Origin of the sequence: Streptomyces sp. NPDC087787 (assembly GCF_044743035.1) — a bacterium.
In the GTDB taxonomy this organism is placed as follows: domain Bacteria; phylum Actinomycetota; class Actinomycetes; order Streptomycetales; family Streptomycetaceae; genus Streptomyces.
The window spans coordinates 189,281-207,756 of the sequence record NZ_JBIUVQ010000007.1 but is presented as its reverse complement, the minus strand read 5'-3'; the positions used below and the strand labels follow the sequence as shown (position 1 = coordinate 207,756).

Here is an 18,476-nt window from a genome sequence, read left to right as displayed (position 1 = left end):
CGGGGCAGGCTCCGGTCACGCGCTACGGCGATTCCGGGAGGGCGAAGACCATCAGGGCGCTTCCGTGCCCCGCACCAAGCATGCCGGGCAGGAATCCCTCGGCCCAGCCACCCCAGCCGACGGGCACGGCGATGTACTGCCTGCCCTCGACCATGTAGGTGGTCGGGTTGCTGTGGTGGCCGCTTCCGCACTGGAACTGCCACAGCGTCTCCCCGGTACGGGCGTCGAGCGCGACGAACTCCCCTGAGGGTTTACCGGCGAACACCAGGTCGCCGCCGGTGGCCAGCACCGAGGCGCACATCGGGAGTTCGTTGCGCCGGCGCCACTTCTCCTCGCCGTTCGCGTCGAACGCGCTGATGGACCCGGCCATGTCCTCGATGTCCACCTGAACGCCCGCGCCCCAGTACGGAATGCTCTCCTTGAACTCCCGGCGCCGCCGGGTGGCCGTGGCCCCGGTGTCCTGGACCGGGACGTAGAAGAGCTCGGTCTTGGGACTGTAGGCCGCGTGGGTCCATTCCTTGGCGCCGGCCGGACCCGGGTAGAAGTGGACCGGCACTCCCTCCTTGTCCGGGTACACCTTGGCCGTCACCTGGCCGTCCCGTGTGATCGCTCCCCAGGTGATGCGGTCCACGAACGGGGTGATCCGGATCCGCTCGCCGTTGGTGCGGTCGAGGACGAAGAAGTAGCCGTTCTTGTCGAAGTGACCGAGCAGCTTGCGGCCGTCGTGCTCGAAGAGGATGCACTCGGCGATGCTGTCGTAGTCCCACACGTCGTGCGGGGTGCACTGGTAGTGCCAACGGATCCGGCCGCTGTCCACGTCGACGGCGATGATGCTGTCGGTGAAGAGGTTGTCGCCCTCGCGGACGGCTCCGTCGAAGTCGGGCGCCGGGTTGCCGGTGCCGACGTACAGCAGGTTCGTCTCGGGGTCGAACGTGCCGGTGACCCAGCAGTTCGCCCCGCCCCGGGCCCAGGCCTCGCCGTCGGCGGGCCAGGTCTCCGAGCCCGGCTCGCCGGGCTTGGGCACCGTGTAGCAGCGCCACTGGTGCTCGCCGGTCTCGAGGTCGAACGCGTCGAGGTGGCCCCGTACGCCGAACTCGCCGCCGGAGCTGCCGACGATGACCATGTTCTTCACGACCAGCGGCGCGAGCGTGGCGCTCTCCCCGGCCCGGACGTCACCGTAGGTCCTGTCCCAGACCCGCTTGCCGGTGCTGGCGTCGAGCGCGATCACACGGGCGTTCGCCGTGACGAAGAAGACCTTCCCCTGGGCCACGGCGACCCCGCGGTTGACGTTCCCGCAGCACAGGGACACGTCGAAGGGGACCGCGTGCTTGTACCGCCAGATCTCCACACCCGTCTTCGCGTCGAGGGCCCAGACCCAGCCGTCCCAGCCGGAGACGAACATGACCCCGTCCACGACGATCGGGGCGGCCTCGAACGAGTAGGTCGACGCGCCCGCGATCAGGCCGGTCGTGCCGGCCTGGAACACCCACGCGGGGACCATGCGCTTGACGGTCTCCGTGTTGATCTGGTCCAGCGGACTGTACCGCTGCCCGTCGTAGGCGCCGTAGTAGGTGAGCCAGTTCTGGGGTTCCTGGCGGGCGTTGAGCAGGCGCTCGTAGTCGACGTGGGCCACCACGGGGGGCGCGATGTCCCCGCCCGCGACCTTGCCGCTCAGGGTTCCCTGGTCGACGGCCCAGCCCGCGTCCACGTAGTCGACGGACATGTGCTCCACCTCCTTCTTCCTACGGGCGCGGCTGTGCGGGGCGGTCGAGGCGGGCCTCCGGCGGAGCGTCGCCCATGACGACGATGGCCCCGGTCAGCCCGCGGCCCTCGTCGTTGCCGGTGGGCGAGCCGTACCAGTAGTAGCCGGGCCCGTCGAGGTTGAGGGCCGCCCGTCCTCGTGACTGGTTCACCAGCCAGATGAACTTCCGGTCGCCGTTGCTGGGCAGGAGCGCGCAGTGCGTGTTCTTGTCGTCATTGACGAGTTCGAGCTCGATGTCGCCTCCATGGGGCATGACCAGGATGGAGGGGTCCCAGGCCAGCTCGTCCGGGTTGATGCGAAGGGTGGCGTGCATGCGGCCGTCCGGCCCCACGGTGGCCTGCCCAATGGTTCCCGTCCCGAGCACCTGGCCCAGCGCTGCCTTGTTCTGTCCGACCAACCCGATCTTGTCCAGCAGATCGGATCGTTCCTTCGCGGTCGTCATCGGGGCTTCACTCTCCTCACCCGAATCCGAAAGGGTAAAAAATTGGTCATCGACAAGCACGCTACGCCGCGGGAACAACACCGGTCGGCTCCTGCCGTTCGTCCGCGATCGGCCGCCGTTCGCACCCGATGGGCCGCCGCCGGCAGGCACGCACACATCAGGCGGGCATCAGGCATCAGGCACCCGGCACCGGGGACCGGGCCAGGTCGTACCGATCGAGATTCATGACCTTGTCCCAGGCCGCGACGAAGTCCCGTACGAACTTCTCCCGCGCGTCGTCGCTCGCGTAGACCTCCGCGAGGGCACGCAGCTCGGAGTGCGCGCCGAAGACGAGGTCGACGCGGCTGGCGGTCCACTTGACCTCTCCGGTGGCGCGGTCGCGGCCCTCGAAGGTCTCCGCGGCCGCGGACGTCGGCTGCCATTCCGTGCCCATGTCGAGCAGGTTCACGAAGAAGTCGTTGGTCAGCGCCCCTGGCGTCGCGGTGAGGACGCCCAGCGGCGAGCACTGATGGTTGGCCCCGAGCACCCGCAGGCCGCCCACGAGCACGGTCATCTCCGGCGCGCTCAGGTTCAGCCGGCCGGCACGGTCGATCAGCGAGTGCTCGGGCGGCAGCCGGTCGCCCTTGCCACGGTAGTTGCGGAACCCGTCCGCGGCCGGTTCGAGCGCGGCGAAGGACTCCACGTCGGTCCACTCCTGCGAGGCGTCCGTACGCCCCGGGGCGAACGGGACCCGGACGTCGTGGCCGGCGGTCCTGGCGGCCTGTTCGACGGCGGCGGCTCCGCCGAGCACGATGAGGTCGGCAAGCGAGACCCGCTTGTACCCGTCCTGGGAGCCGTTGAAGGACTCCTGGATCCCCTCCAGGGTGCGCAGCACCTGTGCCAGTGTGTCGGGCTCGTTGACCTCCCAGCCCCGCTGCGGCTCCAGGCGGACGCGCGCGCCGTTCGCCCCGCCCCGTTTGTCGCCGGCACGGAAGGTCGAGGCCGACGCCCACGCCGTCGAGACGAGCTGGGGGACCGACAGTCCTGAGGCGAGGATCCGGCTCTTGAGCGCGGCGATGTCCGCCTCGCCGACGAGTTCGTGGTCCACGGCGGGTACCGGGTCCTGCCACAGCAGCGTCTCCCGGGGGACCAGCGGTCCCAGGTAGCGCTGGACCGGGCCCATGTCGAGGTGCGTCAGCTTGAACCAGGTCCGGGCGAACGCTTCCGCGAGCCGGTCCGGGTGTTCGAGGTAGCGCCGCGCGATGGGTTCGTAGACCGGATCCGAGCGCAGCGCGAGGTCCGTCGTCAGAATCGTCGGGGCGTGCCTCGCCGACGGGTCGTGGGCGTCCGGCACGGTGCCGGCCCCGCCGCCGTCCCTGGGGATCCACTGCCACAGCCCGCCGGGGCTCAGCTCCAGTTGCCACTCGTAGCCGAACAGGGTTTCCAGGAACCCGTTGTCCCAGGTCGTCGGGGTGGGCGTCCACGTACCCTCCAGGCCGCTGGAGATGGCGTCCGCGCCCTTGCCGGTGCCGTAACCGCTCTTCCAGCCCAGGCCTTGCTGTTCGAGCGGGGCGCCCTCGGGCTCGGGGCCGAGATGGGTGTCCGGGTCGGCCGCGCCGTGGGTCTTGCCGAACGTGTGGCCGCCCGCGATCAGCGCGACGGTCTCCTCGTCGTTCATCCCCATGCGCCGGAACGTGTCGCGGATGTCCCGGGCGGCGGTGAGCGGGTCCGGGACGGTGTTCGGCCCTTCCGGATTGACGTAGATGAGGCCCATCTGGTCGGCGGCCAGGGGGCTGTCCAACTCGTGGACGCCGTTGTGGCGTTCGTCGCCGAGCCAGGCGCGCTCGGGACCCCAGTGGACGTCCTCGTCGGACTCCCACACGTCCGCCCGGCCGCCGGCGAAGCCGAAGGTCGTGAAGCCCATCGTCTCCAGGGCCCGGTTGCCCGCGAAGACCATCAGGTCCGCCCAGGAGATCCTGCGGCCGTACTTCTTCTTCACCGGCCACAGCAGCCGGCGCGCCTTGTCGAGGTTGCGGTTGTCCGGCCAGCTGTTCAGCGGCGCGAAACGCTGCATGCCGGCACCCGCGCCGCCGCGGCCGTCGGCGGCGCGGTACGTTCCGGCGCAATGCCACACCATCCGGATCACGAGCGGCCCGTAGTGGCCGAAGTCGGCCGGCCACCACTCCTGCGACGTCGTCAGCACCTCGTCGACGTCCCGTGCCAGGGCGTCGAAGTCGAGGGTCAGGAACTCCGCGGCGTAGTCGAAGTCCGCGCCCATGGGGTCGGCCTCGGCGGGGTGTTTGCGGAGGACCCCCAGGTCCAGCCGGTTCGGCCACCAGTCGCGGTTGGCCGCGCCCCCGACACTCCTCCCGCCCCCGCTCCTCCCGCCAGCGACGGGACCCTGGCTGCCGGTCACGGGAACCTCCTTCCGGGACAGTGGTGGTACGGGCGGACTCAGAGGTCCAGTGCCCGGCGCACGGCCGGCGCGTTCCGCCGGGAGACCGGCACTACGCCGTCGGCGTGGCCGTCCATGACCAGGGACAGTTCGCCCTTGAGTCCGCGCTCGATCTCCCGGATGCGGTCGAGGTTGACCACGTACCGGCGGTGCACCCGCAGGAAACCGGCGTCCGCCAGCTCTCCGTCGAGCTTGTCCAGGCTCATGGAAGCGGCCCGCAGCCGGCCCTGATCGGTGGAGAGCCACACGTCGTTTCCCCGCGACTCGGCGAAGGAGACCTCCGGCAGCCGCAACAGCACCAGCCGGTTGCCGCGCACCGCGACCAGCCGGCGCGGCCCCACTCGAGGACGCGTGGGCCGGGGGTGTGCGGGCCGGGCGTCCGCGGGCCCCTCCACCCGCGGCACCCGCGCGCCGTCGGAGGCACCGAACGAGACCAGGTGCCCGATCAGGTGCCCGGACGAGAACACGGGCCGGAATCCGATCGACGTCGGCTCGTCGGCGAGGCGGGGGAAGATCTGCGTCGAGCCCACCCAGCCGGGGTCGTGGGCGGCCTGCCCGGTGGCGTACCGGACGGCCGCGATCAGCTCCGGCAGCCCGGGACTCCAGCGCAGTGTCGGGTCGACCGCCGGAGTACAGGCGGGGACGCCAAGGAGCACGCTCGCCATGTCGTCGGCGATCACCACCTTGCCCGCGGTGTCCACCGCCGCGAGCGCCCCACCGGAGTGCGCCCTGGCCTGGGCACAGGCCGCGACCAGCTCGGCGCCGCTGTCCCGGGCGCGCCTCTTCAGCGGGTACTGGGTCATGGTGAGCGCGTTCGCCAGCCACCCGCCCGCGGACTCGGGAAGCGGGTTGCGCCAGCAGCAGATGCCCAGGACCGCGAGCGGTTCCCTGGTCACCACGTCCCGTACCGCGACGCCCGCGCACACCCAGTCGTGGAACGCCCGGCACCAGTGCTCCGCGCCCGTGATCGCCACCGGGCCGTGCGCCTCCAGCGCGGTGCCCATGCCGTTCGTGCCGGCCGCGCACTCGGACCAGCAGAACCACGGCGCCAGACGGGACTCGCCGGCTCGGGCGAGCGTGGCCTGATCACCCCACTCGGCCAGGATCCGGCCGGTGGCATCCGTGACGGTGACGACGCCGCCGAGACTGCCCACCTCGTGCGCCACGGAGGCGGCACGGAAACCCAGCTCGGCGAACACGACATCCTGCTCGGGCGTGTGGTCGGGCTCCGCCACGGCCACCGGGGCCCGCGTGAGGTGCGGATCGACCCGGTACTGCTCCCGGCAGCGATGCCAAGAGATCGCCACCAGGGGCCTTACGTCCGGGACGTGGTCCTCGCCCTGCACGAACCGTTCCCACGCCGCGAGCACGCTGCCGCTGCCCCGGCTCGTCGGGACGGACTGGAGTCGATGTACATCCCTCATGGTTCAGAACCACCCTTGGCCCCTCCCCGTCACCACGGAACTGCATTCCCCACCCTAGTGCCGCGACCGGAAAGGTTCACCGGCTCGCGACGCCCGGCACTAAGTACCGCGGCCTGACTGCGCGCGTCCCTCCTCGGGGCGGTCCGAAGATCCCTTACTCCCCTGACCGTCGTATACGAGCAGTCCGTCCTCACGCAGACGCACACCCTCGCTCAGCCGGTGAGGGACGAGCCGGCCGTCGGGCATCAGGTGCAGGACGGGCCGTCCCCGGGCGAGTACCACGAAGTCGGCGACGATGCGTCGGTGGCAGCGCCACCAGACCGCCTCCGCGCACATGACGGCCGTCCGCCGCTTTGCGGCCTCGTCCAGGAGCTGCGCGATCGCGTCGACGAACTCAGCCGTGCGCGTATGTGCGGCGTAACCGCGGAAGGCGTCGTTGCGCCAGACCGTGTCGGGTGAGTCCGCAGGCAGTTTGCGGAAGCCGCCCAGTCGCGATTCCCAGCGGTAGGAGATCCCGGCCTCGGGCAGCCACTGCCGCAGCCGCTCACGGCCCGCATCCGGGTTGTGGCGGCTTCCGGGTGCGGTCCTGATGTCCACGACGGCGGCGATCCCCGCCCCGCGGACCAGCTCCGTGAGGCGTTCGCGGTCCGCCGTACCGTGTCCGAAGGTGACGAGCGGCTGCTGCTCCATGTTTCCAGGATCGCCGCTCTCAGGATCGCCGCTCTCAGGATCGCCGCTCTCAGGATCGCCGCTTCCAGGATCGCCGTCCGGCTCCGGAGCGTCGAAGGATCTCGCCCTGTGCGAGGGCGATGGGCACGGCCCCAGGACATACAAGGGCGATGTCGGATTCCCGCTAGCTCCGGCCCGTCCGGTGCCGGATGCTGGAGGCATGCAGAAAGGGATGCACACCCACCGGGAGCGCTGCGTGCGCGCGGTCCAGTCCAAGGACGCGCGCTTCGACGGCTGGTTCTTCACCGCGGTGCTGACCACCGGCATCTACTGCCGGCCGAGCTGCCCGGTGGTGCCGCCCAAGCCGGAGAACATGACCTTCTACCCAAGCGCGGCCGCCTGCCAGCAGGCCGGCTTCCGGGCCTGCAAGCGCTGCCGCCCCGACACCAGCCCCGGCTCACCGGAGTGGAACCAGCGCGCGGACGCCGTGGCCCGCGCCATGCGGCTGATCGCCGACGGAGTCGTGGACCGCGAGGGCGTGCCGGGACTCGCCGCCCGCCTCGGCTACAGCACCCGCCAGATCGAACGCCAGCTCCGCGCCGAACTCGGCGCCGGACCGCTCGCACTCGCCCGCGCCCAGCGCGCCCAGACCGCCCGGCTGCTGATCGAGACCACCGATCTGCCCATGGCGGAGATCGCCTTCGCCGCGGGCTTCTCCTCGATCCGCACCTTCAACGACACCGTGCGCGAGGTGTTCGCCCTGTCGCCGAGCGGGTTGCGCACGCGGGTTCCGGTGCGGGCGCGTACGACCGGGAGCGGCAAGCTTGCCGGCGCCCCGGGCACCCCGGGCGCCTCTTCGGGCACCCCGGGCGCGCTCTGCCTGCGCCTGCCGTTCCGTGCCCCGCTCAACCCGGACAACCTCTTCGGCCACCTCGCGGCCACCGCCGTACCCGGCGTCGAGGAGTGGCGCGACGGTGCCTACCGCAGGACCCTGCGCCTGCCCTACGGCCACGGGATCGCCGCGCTGACCCCGAAGCCGGACCACATCGCCTGCCGCCTCACCCTGGGTGACATGCGGGACCTGCCGGTCGCCATCAGCCGCTGCCGGCGCATGCTGGACCTGGACGCCGACCCGGTCGCGATCGACGACCAACTGCGCACCGACCCGTTCCTCGCGCCCCTGGTCGACAAGGCCCCGGGGCGGCGCGTGCCGCGCACGGTGGACGAGGAGGAGTTCGCGCTGCGGGCCGTGCTCGGCCAGCAGGTCTCCACAGCCGCCGCCCGCACCCACGCCGGCCGCCTGGCCGCCGCGCACGGCGAGCCCGTCGACGACCCCGAGGGCGGCCTCTCCCACCTCTTTCCCGCGCCCGAGGCCCTGGCCGCCCTCGACCCCGAGTCACTGGCGATGCCCCGCACCCGGCGCACGACCCTGCTCACCCTGGCCCGTCAACTAGGCGACGGAACACTTCACTTGGGCGTGGAGAGCGACTGGGAGGAGACCCGCGCCCGGCTTCTGGCACTCCCCGGCTTCGGCCCCTGGACCGCCGACGTCATCGCCATGCGCGCCCTCGGCGACCCCGACGCCTTCCTCCCCACCGACCTCGGCATCCGGCGCGCCGCACAGGAACTCGGCCTGCCGTCCACCCCGGCCGCGCTCACCGCCCGCGCGGCGGCCTGGCGGCCCTGGCGCGCGTACGCCGTGCAGTACCTGTGGGCGACCGACAGCCACCCGATCAACTTCCTTCCCGTCTGAGGACGTTCGCCATGAAGCGGTACACCGTGATCGACAGCCCCTACGACCTGCTCACCCTCGTCGCCGACGACGGCGTCCTGTGCGGCCTGTACATGACCGAGCAGCGACACCGCCCGCCTGAGGAGTCCTTCGGCGAGCCGGACGACGCCCCCTTCGGCGAGGCCGTCGAGCAGCTGGACGCCTACTTCGGGGGCGAGTTGAAGGAGTTCACCGTCCCCCTGCGCCTGCACGGCACCCCGTTCCAGCGCAGCGTCTGGGACCAACTCCGGAAGATCCCCTACGGCGAGACCCGCTCCTACGGCGACCTCGCCACCGCCCTCGGCAACCCGGGCGCCTCCCGCGCGGTGGGCCTCGCCAACGGCAAGAACCCCGTCGGCATCATCGTCCCCTGCCACCGCGTGATCGGCACGGGCGGCAGTCTCACCGGCTACGGCGGCGGCCTGCCCAGAAAGCAGCGCCTCCTGGACTTCGAACGGGGAGCGGCCCTCTTCTGAGGAAAGAGTTCGTGATCTGCCTGAGTATGGCCAACAGGTCCGGTCTCCATCAACCGTTGTCCTGGGCAGCGCCTATGGTGCACCCGTGAGTGTCCCAGATGCCATCCCGATCAGACATGAGCCTGACTACCGCACGAGCACGATCGGGCGGTGGCGGGGCGGCCAGTTCTTCGCCTCAGTCACCGCGGCCTTCCCCGAGGGCTGGAGTGGCGACGACTGGGAGTCCCAGAAGCGTTGGTGCGCTGTGCTGCATCAGTTCGACGAGACCGGCCGGCACCTGAACTCACGGATCCAGTTCACCGGCACCACGGCAGACGGCGAAAAGAAGGCGATCAGTGCAGCCCGTCGGCTGCTCGCCGAGTGGCTGGACGCCCTTCCGGAGCGGCAGTACCAGGACATCGCGATCGCACCCTTTTCCGTCCAGTTCGAGGGAGCCTTGTTCGGCCTGGTCCTGGAGGAAGAGGAGGAAGAGGAAGGCGACGACGCCGATGGCGTGTGGGCCGAGTTCTATCCCGACGGCCTGGGCTTCTACGCCCCCTGGGACGGCTGTTACGACACCTGAGTCCGAGCCGGCGAGGAGTAATTGGCACTACGTGTGGAGGAGCCGGCCCGGGTGGGGCTTGTTTCGTTACCGAACTTGAACTCGTGATGCCGGCCCAGGGTCTTGCCGTGCCCGCCCTGGGCATCGCGTGACGATTTCGGTGATCTCCGGCATCGCCAGGTTTTGCTCGGTGGTGACGATGCACAGCACCGTGCCCTTGTGAATGGTCGAGGTGCTGTTGGAGGTGCTGAACCGCACGGCAGCGCCGGGGCTGCCCGGCTGGTACCTGACGGCGTAGCCGACACAGGCAGCGCTCCCACAGCAGGCGGCGGTACTTGTCGAAGTCATACCCCCGGTCGGCATACAGGTCCCGGCTTCCGGTCGCTACGCGACGCTCGCAAGGAACGTGTGCATCTCGGCGGCGAGAGTGCGCATGTCCTCACCTGCCGCGTGCACCGTGGTGGTCTCGAGATGCCAGGTCTCGGACGGTGCCCGGTCGTGGATACCCCAGGTCAGTTCGACGTAACCACCGGAGCGGTGCTCCGCCGAGAAGATCGATGCCGACTCGGCGACGGCGACCGTGCAGCCAGGCGTCATCGGAAGCAGATTCGTGAGGGTCGTTCCAGGCGGTCGTTCAGCCGCCGATTGGGATCGCCCGCAATCCTTGCGGACGGAGCACGACCCGCGAAGTCTCTTCTTCCCCACCTGTCCTCCTGAGACCGCCTGGCGCCCTCTCGAGCTCCCCGCTGCGACGGAGACGCTGACGGTCCCGGCGGACCGCTACCCCGTTGGCCTAACAGCGGTGGTGGTGTGCAGCCGGTCGCGTCCAAGCTCGGATAGCCAACCCATGGTGTGCGCGCCGCACGGACAACGGCGTCACGCCTGGGCGAACGCGGCCACAGCGCGGCACGGCCAACGGTTCCTGCGACCGCCAGGAGGACGATGTGGTACTCACGGAGAGCGACCTGCTCGACGCCGGTGATGACGGCCTCGTGGAACTCTTCGGCAGGAGCCCGGCCGGTGACATTCCCAAGGGTCCGCTGGAGGGCACCGGCATCGTGCGGTGGGGTGGCGGTTGGCTCGCCCGTCCTCTCGCCCGGCTGGTCCGCGTGGCCGTGTGGCGGGGCAAGGTCTTCGACTCCGAGGGCTACCTGAGCAACCGGATGACCTCATTCGATGTGCTCGCCGTCCTGGCCCAGGTCTACAAGGGCCCGAGCCTGATGGACGAGCAGGAGTGCATCGTCATCGACTACTCCAGGATCTCCCTTGCCGCCCGCGGGGTACGCGACGAGATGCGCCAGGTCGGCCAGGGCCTGTATCTCGGTGTGGTCTGGCTGTTCGGGGTCAGGGTCGGCTGGTTCGCTCTCAGGGTGCCGGAGGTCGACCGCACACTTCCTGGGACCGGGGAAGCCGTAGCCGGATAGCCGCAGCGACGGGCCTGCCCCGTACCCGATCGGTCCGCGCCCGCCGGGCCGCTCGGCCGCCCGAGCCGACTACTCCAGTGAAAGGTTCACGGCCCATGAGCTCCTCTGGCATACCCGGCCGAAGGCCGGCATCCGTAAGTCGCCTCCGGAGGCAAAGACGCAAGGGGTCCTCGCTGTGGGCTTCTGCCGCTGCGGCGTCGGCGGCCATGGTTCTGGGCGTGGCGAACGTCCCGGCCTCGTCCCCAAGCGCAGCGCCGGGCCCGTTGCACGGCACCGTCACGGGCGCGGGCAAGCCTCTTCAGGGTGTCCAGGTCACGCTTTTCGCCGGCTCCCGCCAAGGGGTCAGGGAACTGGGCCGCGCGAGGACCGACGCCACCGGAGCCTTCGAGATTCCCTACGCCCGGACCGCTGCCGGAGTGCTGTACGTGGAGGCCGCACCGGCCGATGCCCGCCGACTGCGACTGCGCTCCGTGGTGGCGGTCGGTGAGGGCGGCGCGGTTCCCGCACGGACGACGAGCCAGGTACGGGTCAACGAACTCACCACCGTCGCAGCCACCTACGCCCTGGCCCAGTTCAGCGGTCAACACGGTATCGACGGGCCGGGTCCGGGACTGCAGAACGCCGCGGCGACGGCGTTCAACCTCGCCGACCCGGTCACCGGCAAGCCCGGCGGGGTGGTCACCGACGCCAACAACGGCAACACCAATGAAACCCTCGCCACTCTCAACACACTCGCCAACCTGGTCTCCCTCTGCGTGTCGGACACCACGCGGTGCGAGAGCCTGCTCCGGCTGGCGACACCGCCCGGCGGCGCGGCTCCCCGAGACACCGTGCAGGCGGTGCTGAACCTGGTCCGCAACCCCACACTGGCCCCGGCAGAGCTCCACCGCCTGGCGCGTACCTCGAACCACTACGCCCCGGCGCTCGCCGCGCCTCCCACGGCCTGGATACTGGCGCTGCGCTACACCGACACCAACCTGTACGCCCCCGGTCGCATCGCCTTCGACGCGAAGGGCAACGCCTGGGCGTCCAACAACTGGCTGCCCGGCACCCGGAACCCCACTCCGTACATCAGCGTGCTCGACCCGACGGGCCGCCCGATCCTGGGCAGTCCGATCCAGGGTGGCGGTATGAAGGGCGGCGACTGGGGTGCCGCCGTCGCCCCGGACGGCTCCGTCTGGATGAGCAGCTACGGAGGCAACTCGGTCGCGCATTACTCGGCCACCGGCAAACCGCTCTCGCCTCCCACCGGGTGGAAGAACGGCGGGCTCGTCCACCCGCAGGGAATCGCCGTGGACCAGCGGGGCAATGTGTGGATCGCGAACAACTACGGCCTGGAGACCGCACCGGGCGAGGGCAACGTGGTCGTCTACCCGCACGGTGACCCGTCCAAGGCGATCAAGATCACTGGCGGCGGTCTCAACCACCCGTTCGCCGTCCAGATCGACGGATTCGGACGGGCCTGGGTCAGCAACGCGGGCCTCGGCGGAGCCCAGTTGGTGAACACGCGCCTGGCGCCTCTCATCGGCAAGTTCGGCGGCAGCGTCACCGTGATCGGGCCCGACTTCAAACCCACGGCGACCTCGCCCATCGAGAGCAGCTCGTTCAAATGGCCCCTGGGCATCGCCATCGACTCCAAGAACAACGCCTGGGTCAACAGCTACTTCAGCAGCGCGGTCACCCGCATCACGCCCAACGGGACCGTCGCGGGCGTGCACAAACTGCCCGAGAAGACACTTCCCTGGTCGGTCGCCGTCGACGGATCCGACCGGGTGTGGGTCGCCGGCTTCCTCACCCCGAGCGTGTGGACGCTGTGCGGCACCAACACCGCTGCCTGTCCGCCCGGCAGCACCACCGGCACCATCCTGTCGCCCTCCCAGGGCTTCCGGAGCAAGGCGCTCCAGCACCTCACCGCGGTGCAGATCGACCAGTCCGGCAACGTGTGGCTGGCCAACAACTGGTCGAATCTCGTCCCACCCGCCGGCGGCACAGGGCTGGTGGAACTCATCGGACTCGCCACCCCGGTCTGCACCCCCCTCACCCCCGTACCGACGCGGCCCTCCTCAGCGACTCCCACCTCCTGCAGCCAGCAGACCGCGGCAGCCGATCCGCCCACCGGAAAGCGGACCGGGACTGTCGCCGACCCCTACATCGTGCAGCCCGGGGACACCCTCAGCAGCATCGGCCGTGCCCACGGTGAGTCCTGGTCGGCGCTGTACGGGAGGAACAAGACCGTCATCGGACGCGACCCGAACCTGATCACGCCGGGTCAGCGCCTCACCCTTCACTGAGCACTCGTACACAAGTGGCGGTGGCGCTCAGGAACCGGTCTCCCCAAGCAGGCGCAGCAGCTTGGGGAGTGCGGTCCCGATCGGTTCCCGTACGACTTCGTCGGCGATGTCGTCGTAAGGGGTGGGCTCGGCGTTCACGACAATGAGCCGCGCGCCGTGGTCGGCGGCCACGCCCGCGAGTCCGGCGGCCGGCTGCACCTGGAGGCTGGTGCCGACCGCGATGAACACCTGGCACGCCTTGGTGATCGCGACTGTCTCCCCGAGCACCACCGGGTCGAGTCGCTCGCCGAACATGACGGTCGCCGACTTCAGGATCCCACCGCAGTCCAGGCACGGCGGATCGTCCTCGCCTGCGTCGACGCGGGCGAGGACGTCCTCCATGGGCCCGCGTGCATGACACCGCGTGCACACCACACTGCGCGCGCTGCCGTGCAGTTCCAGCACTTTGCGGGCGGGCATCCCGGCGAGCTGGTGCAGTCCGTCCACGATCTGCGTGATCACCCTGACCGGCACCCCGGCCCGCTCCAGCTCGGCCACGGCCCGGTGCGCGGCGTTCGGCTCGGCGGTGAGCGCGCGGTTCTTGCGCCGCATCTGCCAGGACCGCCGCCGGATCTCCGGATCGCCCATGTAGTACTCGTACGTCACGAGCTTCTCGGCCTCGGGATCCCGCCGCCACAGCCCGTTCGGCCCGCGGTAGTCGGGGATCCCCGAATCGGTGGAGACGCCCGCACCGCTGAGGATGGCGACGAGGGGTTTGGTCATGCAGCCGAGGGTAGGGCGGCGGGGGCTGGGCGGCGAACGGATATTCGTGTGGGACCGGTCCGTGGGCGGCCTGGGGTCAGCCGGGGCGGTGGCCGTTCTCCAGTTCCGCCGTGCCCGTGCCGTCGGCGAGGACGTCGAGGGCGATCAGGACGCGGCGGCCCAGGGCGCCCGGCAGGTGGGCGGCGAGGTCGTCGCGGGCGACCAGGCGCCAGGACAGGAGTTCCTCCTCCTGGAGACGGATCGACTTGAGGTCGTCGTCGGTGAGGAGCCCGCCGTCGTAGACGTACGCCACCAGCGGCGGCCGTCCGGTCCCGGGGACCCAGTCCACGGTGAGCAGCCGCCCCGGCTCGCGGTCGAGACCGATCTCCTCCAGCGTCTCGCGGCGAGCGCCCTGGCGCGGGGTCTCCCCGTCGTCGGACTCGACGGTGCCGCCGGGCAGCGTCCAGCCGTCCCGGTAGTTGGGCTCGACGAGGAGCACGTGACCCTCCGCGTCACGGAAGACGCAGGCGGCGGCGGCGAGGACCCGGGGGAGCCCGGCGATGTACGTGGCGTAGTCCGCAGTGGTCATCCAAGAAGGGTAACGAGCCTCGTGACAGTCGGTGCGACGCGCCGAAGCGCCGGTCCCGCACCCAGGCGCCGGGACCGGCGCTTCGGCGTGCTCACATCCGGGCGGAGACCTTTCGGGCCAGCTCCTCCAGACGCCGGTCGTTGTCCGGCCGGTCCGCCACCACGGTCATCGCGACCCAGGTGCCCGACTTGCGGAACAGGAGCCCGAACGTCCCGTGCTCCTTGTCGTCGTAGGCGGTCGCCTCGTCGCCGATGCCGGCGAGCGGCTTGCGATCGGCTGCCCGGAGCATGTCGTCCATGAACTGCCGGGCCTCGTCCCCCTGAATGGTGGACGCGATCGGTACCCCCTCGTGGGTGTATCTGCAGCCGCCCGCGGTGTCCTCGCTCTTCTGTCCCTCGACGGATGTACCTCCCAGCTCCTGCGCCTCCTGAAGGGAGATGAGCGCGCAGGGGTCCGACGGGGCCTTCTTCGGCGGAGCGGAGGGGGCGGCTCCACCCTGTGAAACTGTCGCGGAAGGCGCGGTGCCGGCCGCGGGCGCCTTCTCGCCGGAGCCGCCGCAGCCTGCCAGGCCGAGGACAGCGAGCAGAGTCGTGGACAGCAGTGCCGAGCCTCGGTGCACACGGGTCAGGGTCATGGCGTTCTCCTGGTTTCTGGCGTCGCTTCTGGAGTCGCTTCTGCGTTTCTGCCGACCGTCAGGGCTGGTGGGGACGTTGCCGGACCAGGATCCCGGCTCGCGGGGTGGGAGTCCGCGTGTGTGCGGATTGGTGACCGTGGCGTGTTCATGTTGTGAAGAAGCGTGAGAAGACCGGACGGAACGCACCATGCCGTAGCAGAAGTCGGCGGCCACCGGACCCCGACTGTCCGGTTCCGTCAGGCGTCGAGGAGGGCCAGGCGCAGGGTCCGTTCGGCGAGTTCGCTGACGCGGACGCCGTCGAAGCCGAAGACCGCGCTGCGGACCGTGTCCTCGAGGGGATCCTTCCACTGGGCCGGTACGGCCGCCGCGCCCGTCATGACGCCGGCCACCGAGCCGGCCGTCGCGCCGTTGGAGTCGGTGTCCAGGCCGGCGCGGACGGTCAGCGCGAGGGTGCGGGTGAAGTCGCCGCCGCCGTAGAGCAGACCGGCCGTGATGACGGCGGCGTTCGGGACCGTGTGGATCCAGCCGAGGCCCGCGGTCTCGTCCGCGAGCACGTCGAGCGCGTCCTCCCAGGCCAGGCCGGCCTTGTGCAGGGCGACCGTCCGGCGCACCGTGCGGGCCAGGCGGCTGCCGGCCGGGATCACCGTCAGCGCGGTGTCGACGGCGGCGCGGACGGTCGGCGCGGTGAAGGCCGCCGCGATCAGTGCCGCCGCCCACATGGCGCCGTAGACGCCGTTGCCGGTGTGCGACAGCACCGCGTCGCGGCGGGCCAGCGAGGCGGCGCGGCGCGGGTCGCCGGGGCTGGTCCAGCCGTGGATGTCGGCGCGGATCAGGGCGCCGATCCACTCCTGGTACGGGTTGCCGTACGTGGCCGTCAGGGGTGGCTTGAGCCCGTTGGCGAGATTGCGGTACGCGGCCCGCTCCGCGGTGAACGTCTGGAGGTACGGCAGGCGCAGCAGCCACAGCTCGCCGACCTGCTCGGTGGTGAAGCCGAAGCCGTGCGTCTCCAGGAGGTCCAGGCCCAGGATCGCGTAGTCGACGTCGTCGTCGCGGCAGCTGCCGTGGATCCGGCCGCGTACGCAGCTTCGCCACTCGGGGCGAAGCGGCGGGCCGGCGTCGTCGACGGCCGGTTCGGGGAGGTAGTCGGTGAGCGGCAGCGCGCCGGCCGCGCGCAGATAGCGGTCGATGCGGTCGCGCGTCCACACCTCGCCCTGCTCCACCGGCTTGCCGAGCATGTTGCCGGCGATCCGGCCGAGCCAGCCGCCGAGGATGCGGTCGGCGAGCCCTGGTCCGGCGTCCACGGCGGTGTCCACAGCGCTCATGGGAACCGGTCTACCGGATTCCGGGGGTGGCCGCGCGGGGTTCACCGGCACGTCAGGGGCTTCTCACGGTCCGGGCGGGGCATGACGGCGGGGGCGGTCGCCGGTTAAGGTCGCAGCGGCGCGACTGGCCCTGACGTGCGGGGCCCCGGAGAGCAAGGGGATGTCAAGGTGGCGGACGCTGCAGTGGGAGGCACCCGGAGGGTGCTGGTCGCCGCGGACAAGTTCAAGGGCTCGCTGACGGCCGTGCAGGTCGCCGAGCGTGTGACGGCCGGGTTGCGCCGGGTCGCGCCGGACGTGGAGGTGGAGGCGCTGCCCGTCGCCGACGGCGGCGACGGGACCGTGGACGCGGCGGTCGCGGCCGGGTTCGAGCGCCGGGAGGTACGGGTCGCCGGTCCCCTCGGGGACGAGGTGACCGCCGCGTTCGCGCTGCGCGGCGACACGGCGGTCGTGGAGATGGCCGAGGCCAGTGGGTTGCAGCGGCTGCCCGCCGGTGTGTTCGCGCCGCTTACGGCCTCCACGTACGGCTCCGGGGAGCTGCTGCGGGCCGCGTTGGACGCGGGGGCGCGCACGATCGTGTTCGGCGTGGGCGGGAGCGCGACGACGGACGGGGGCGCGGGGATGCTGTCCGCGCTCGGGGCGCGGTTCCTGGACGCGGACGGGGAGCCGATCCCTCCGGGGGGCGGGGGGCTGGCGGAACTCGCCCGGGCCGACCTGTCCGGGCTCGACCCGCGGCTCGCCGTAGTGGAGCTGGTGCTCGCCAGTGACGTCGACAATCCGCTGACCGGGCCGAAGGGTGCGCCGGCGGTCTACGGGCCGCAGAAGGGTGCGTCGGTGGAGGACGTGGCGACGCTGGACGCGGCGCTCGCGCACTTCGCGAAGGTGCTGGAGGGTGTGGGCGGGGCCGGGAACCGGGCCGCTGATTATGCGGCGTCGCCGGGGGCGGGTGCGGCGGGTGGTATCGGGTTCGGGGCGATGCTGCTCGGGGCGCGGTTCCGGGCGGGGATCGAGGTCATGCTCGATGTGCTGGGCTTCGCCCCGGCGCTGGAGCGGGCCTCGCTGGTGATCACCGGTGAGGGATCCCTGGACGAGCAGACGCTGCACGGGAAGGCTCCGGCGGGGGTCGCGGCGGCGGCGCGGGCGGCGGGGAAGGATGTCGTCGCGGTCTGCGGGCGTCTTGCGCTGGCGCCGGAGGTTCTGGAACGTGCCGGGATCCGGCGAGCGTACGCGCTGACGGAGATCGAGCCGGACGTTGCCACGTGCATCGCGGAGGCGGGGCCGATCCTGGAGCGGGTCGCCGAACGAATCGGCACCGACTGTCTGGGCTGAGCCGCGCCCTGCCCACCGGCCTGTGGGCGCCTTTTGCCCGGGGCTCCGCCCCGGTTCCGGCCCACCCGCCCACCCGACTCGGTGGGTGCGGTGGTGCCCGTCCTCTGGGGCTCCGCCCCGGACCCCGGCGGGGCTGCGCCCTTGCACCCCCGGGGCGGGGCTCCGCCTCAGGCCTTGGCGGGCTCTGTCGCAGTCCGCGCCGGGGCTCCGCCCGGTTTCTGGCCCACCCGCCCGCCCGACTCGGTGGGTCGAGGGGGCCTGCTCTGGGGCTCCGCCCCGGACCCCGGCGGGACTGCGCCCCTGCACCCCGCGGGGCGCCGCCCGGGTTCTGGCTCAGCCGCCCGCCCGACTCGGTGGGTCGAGGGGCCGTGCCCTGGGGCTCTGCCCCGGACCCCGGCGGGACTGCGCCCCTGCACCCCGCGGGGTTCCGCCCGGGTTCTGGCTCAGCCGCCCGCCCGACTCGGTGGGTCGAGGGGGCCTGCTCTGGGGCTCTGCCCCGGACCCCGGCGGGACTGCGCCCCTGCACCCCGCGGCGCTCCGCCCCAGACCCCGGCGGGGCTCCGCCCCTGCACCCGTAGGGGTGCGCCCGTGTGTCCCGGCGGGGCGTCGTCCCAGGCCTCGGCTGGCTCC

At 71.5% G+C, this 18,476-nt stretch carries 16 protein-coding genes; 6 read left to right on the top strand and 10 right to left on the bottom strand.

Features of this window, described 5'->3' with window-relative positions:
* Positions 1–22: 22 nt before the first annotated feature.
* The 5 genes from ACIOWN_RS14000 to ACIOWN_RS13980 form a co-directional block, all read right to left on the bottom strand.
* Complete coding sequence (locus ACIOWN_RS14000; protein ID WP_362353994.1) at positions 23–1,723, bottom strand: PQQ-dependent dehydrogenase, methanol/ethanol family; 1,701 nt, start codon at positions 1,721–1,723, stop codon at positions 23–25.
* Positions 1,724–1,742: 19 nt separating this feature from the next.
* Complete coding sequence (locus ACIOWN_RS13995; protein ID WP_362353992.1) at positions 1,743–2,204, bottom strand: MSMEG_3727 family PQQ-associated protein; 462 nt, start codon at positions 2,202–2,204, stop codon at positions 1,743–1,745.
* Between the two features lie 175 nt (positions 2,205–2,379).
* Positions 2,380–4,599, bottom strand: coding sequence for a catalase/peroxidase HPI (katG, locus tag ACIOWN_RS13990; RefSeq protein WP_401982307.1), 2,220 nt, complete (start codon positions 4,597–4,599; stop codon positions 2,380–2,382).
* 38 nt (positions 4,600–4,637) lie between these two features.
* On the bottom strand, positions 4,638–6,062 hold the full coding sequence (locus ACIOWN_RS13985) for a LytTR family transcriptional regulator DNA-binding domain-containing protein (RefSeq protein ID WP_362353988.1): 1,425 nt from the start codon (positions 6,060–6,062) through the stop codon (positions 4,638–4,640).
* Positions 6,063–6,161: 99 nt separating this feature from the next.
* Positions 6,162–6,752, bottom strand: a complete 591-nt coding sequence (locus tag ACIOWN_RS13980) for a DUF488 family protein (RefSeq protein ID WP_401982306.1) — start codon at positions 6,750–6,752, stop codon at positions 6,162–6,164.
* 199 nt (positions 6,753–6,951) lie between these two features.
* On the opposite strand from ACIOWN_RS13980, the gene ACIOWN_RS13975 reads away from it, so the two are divergent.
* From ACIOWN_RS13975 to ACIOWN_RS13965, 3 genes are all read left to right on the top strand, one after another.
* Positions 6,952–8,484 carry an AlkA N-terminal domain-containing protein gene (locus tag ACIOWN_RS13975; RefSeq protein WP_362353985.1) on the top strand — a complete coding sequence of 511 codons (1,533 nt, stop codon included), beginning with the start codon at positions 6,952–6,954 and terminating at the stop codon, positions 8,482–8,484.
* Positions 8,485–8,495: 11 nt separating this feature from the next.
* Positions 8,496–8,978 (top strand): methylated-DNA--[protein]-cysteine S-methyltransferase, encoded by a 483-nt coding sequence (locus tag ACIOWN_RS13970; RefSeq protein WP_362353983.1) that lies wholly within the window; start codon positions 8,496–8,498, stop codon positions 8,976–8,978.
* Between the two features lie 85 nt (positions 8,979–9,063).
* Positions 9,064–9,540 carry a hypothetical protein gene (locus ACIOWN_RS13965; RefSeq protein WP_401982304.1) on the top strand — a complete coding sequence of 159 codons (477 nt, stop codon included), beginning with the start codon at positions 9,064–9,066 and terminating at the stop codon, positions 9,538–9,540.
* Between the two features lie 363 nt (positions 9,541–9,903).
* Here the strand turns inward: ACIOWN_RS13965 and ACIOWN_RS13960 are convergent, their stop codons facing one another.
* Complete coding sequence (locus tag ACIOWN_RS13960) at positions 9,904–10,116, bottom strand: DUF6228 family protein (protein ID WP_362353979.1); 213 nt, start codon at positions 10,114–10,116, stop codon at positions 9,904–9,906.
* A 347-nt stretch (positions 10,117–10,463) separates the two neighbouring features.
* Here ACIOWN_RS13960 and ACIOWN_RS13955 point away from each other — a divergent pair, with 347 nt between their 5' ends.
* Together ACIOWN_RS13955 and ACIOWN_RS13950 are read left to right on the top strand one after the other, a co-directional pair.
* On the top strand, positions 10,464–10,943 hold the full coding sequence (locus ACIOWN_RS13955; RefSeq protein WP_362353978.1) for a hypothetical protein: 480 nt from the start codon (positions 10,464–10,466) through the stop codon (positions 10,941–10,943).
* Between the two features lie 218 nt (positions 10,944–11,161).
* Entirely contained in the window at positions 11,162–13,234 is a 2,073-nt protein-coding gene (locus tag ACIOWN_RS13950) for a LysM peptidoglycan-binding domain-containing protein (protein ID WP_401982302.1), read from the top strand.
* 27 nt (positions 13,235–13,261) lie between these two features.
* On the opposite strand, the gene ACIOWN_RS13945 is transcribed toward ACIOWN_RS13950, so the two are convergent.
* The 4 genes from ACIOWN_RS13945 to ACIOWN_RS13930 all read right to left on the bottom strand — a co-directional run bounded on the left by ACIOWN_RS13945 (position 13,262) and on the right by ACIOWN_RS13930 (position 16,520).
* Positions 13,262–13,996: an SIR2 family NAD-dependent protein deacylase gene (locus tag ACIOWN_RS13945; RefSeq protein ID WP_401982301.1), complete on the bottom strand. Its 735-nt coding sequence runs from the start codon at positions 13,994–13,996 to the stop codon at positions 13,262–13,264.
* 76 nt (positions 13,997–14,072) lie between these two features.
* Positions 14,073–14,564 (bottom strand): NUDIX hydrolase, encoded by a 492-nt coding sequence (locus ACIOWN_RS13940; protein ID WP_362353972.1) that lies wholly within the window; start codon positions 14,562–14,564, stop codon positions 14,073–14,075.
* A 91-nt stretch (positions 14,565–14,655) separates the two neighbouring features.
* Positions 14,656–15,198, bottom strand: coding sequence for a DUF3558 family protein (locus tag ACIOWN_RS13935; protein ID WP_362353970.1), 543 nt, complete (start codon positions 15,196–15,198; stop codon positions 14,656–14,658).
* Between the two features lie 236 nt (positions 15,199–15,434).
* The gene (locus ACIOWN_RS13930) at positions 15,435–16,520 is read right to left on the bottom strand and encodes an ADP-ribosylglycohydrolase family protein (protein ID WP_401982299.1); all 1,086 of its coding nucleotides are present in this window, start codon (positions 16,518–16,520) and stop codon (positions 15,435–15,437) included.
* A 183-nt stretch (positions 16,521–16,703) separates the two neighbouring features.
* Between ACIOWN_RS13930 and ACIOWN_RS13925 the strand changes: the two genes are divergently transcribed.
* On the top strand, positions 16,704–17,846 hold the full coding sequence (locus ACIOWN_RS13925; RefSeq protein ID WP_401982376.1) for a glycerate kinase: 1,143 nt from the start codon (positions 16,704–16,706) through the stop codon (positions 17,844–17,846).
* The last annotated feature ends 630 nt before the right edge of the window (positions 17,847–18,476 follow it).

Coding starts and splice junctions, on each gene's coding strand:
- ACIOWN_RS13960 (WP_362353979.1), bottom strand. CDS start 10,116: ATGACGCCTGGCTGCACGGTCGCCGTCGCCGAGTCGGCATCGATCTTC.
- ACIOWN_RS13970 (WP_362353983.1), top strand. CDS start 8,496: ATGAAGCGGTACACCGTGATCGACAGCCCCTACGACCTGCTCACCCTC.
- ACIOWN_RS13930 (WP_401982299.1), bottom strand. CDS start 16,520: ATGAGCGCTGTGGACACCGCCGTGGACGCCGGACCAGGGCTCGCCGAC.
- ACIOWN_RS13940 (WP_362353972.1), bottom strand. CDS start 14,564: ATGACCACTGCGGACTACGCCACGTACATCGCCGGGCTCCCCCGGGTC.
- ACIOWN_RS13980 (WP_401982306.1), bottom strand. CDS start 6,752: ATGGAGCAGCAGCCGCTCGTCACCTTCGGACACGGTACGGCGGACCGC.
- ACIOWN_RS14000 (WP_362353994.1), bottom strand. CDS start 1,723: ATGTCCGTCGACTACGTGGACGCGGGCTGGGCCGTCGACCAGGGAACC.
- ACIOWN_RS13995 (WP_362353992.1), bottom strand. CDS start 2,204: ATGACGACCGCGAAGGAACGATCCGATCTGCTGGACAAGATCGGGTTG.
- ACIOWN_RS13945 (WP_401982301.1), bottom strand. CDS start 13,996: ATGACCAAACCCCTCGTCGCCATCCTCAGCGGTGCGGGCGTCTCCACC.
- ACIOWN_RS13985 (WP_362353988.1), bottom strand. CDS start 6,062: ATGAGGGATGTACATCGACTCCAGTCCGTCCCGACGAGCCGGGGCAGC.
- ACIOWN_RS13935 (WP_362353970.1), bottom strand. CDS start 15,198: ATGACCCTGACCCGTGTGCACCGAGGCTCGGCACTGCTGTCCACGACT.
- ACIOWN_RS13975 (WP_362353985.1), top strand. CDS start 6,952: ATGCAGAAAGGGATGCACACCCACCGGGAGCGCTGCGTGCGCGCGGTC.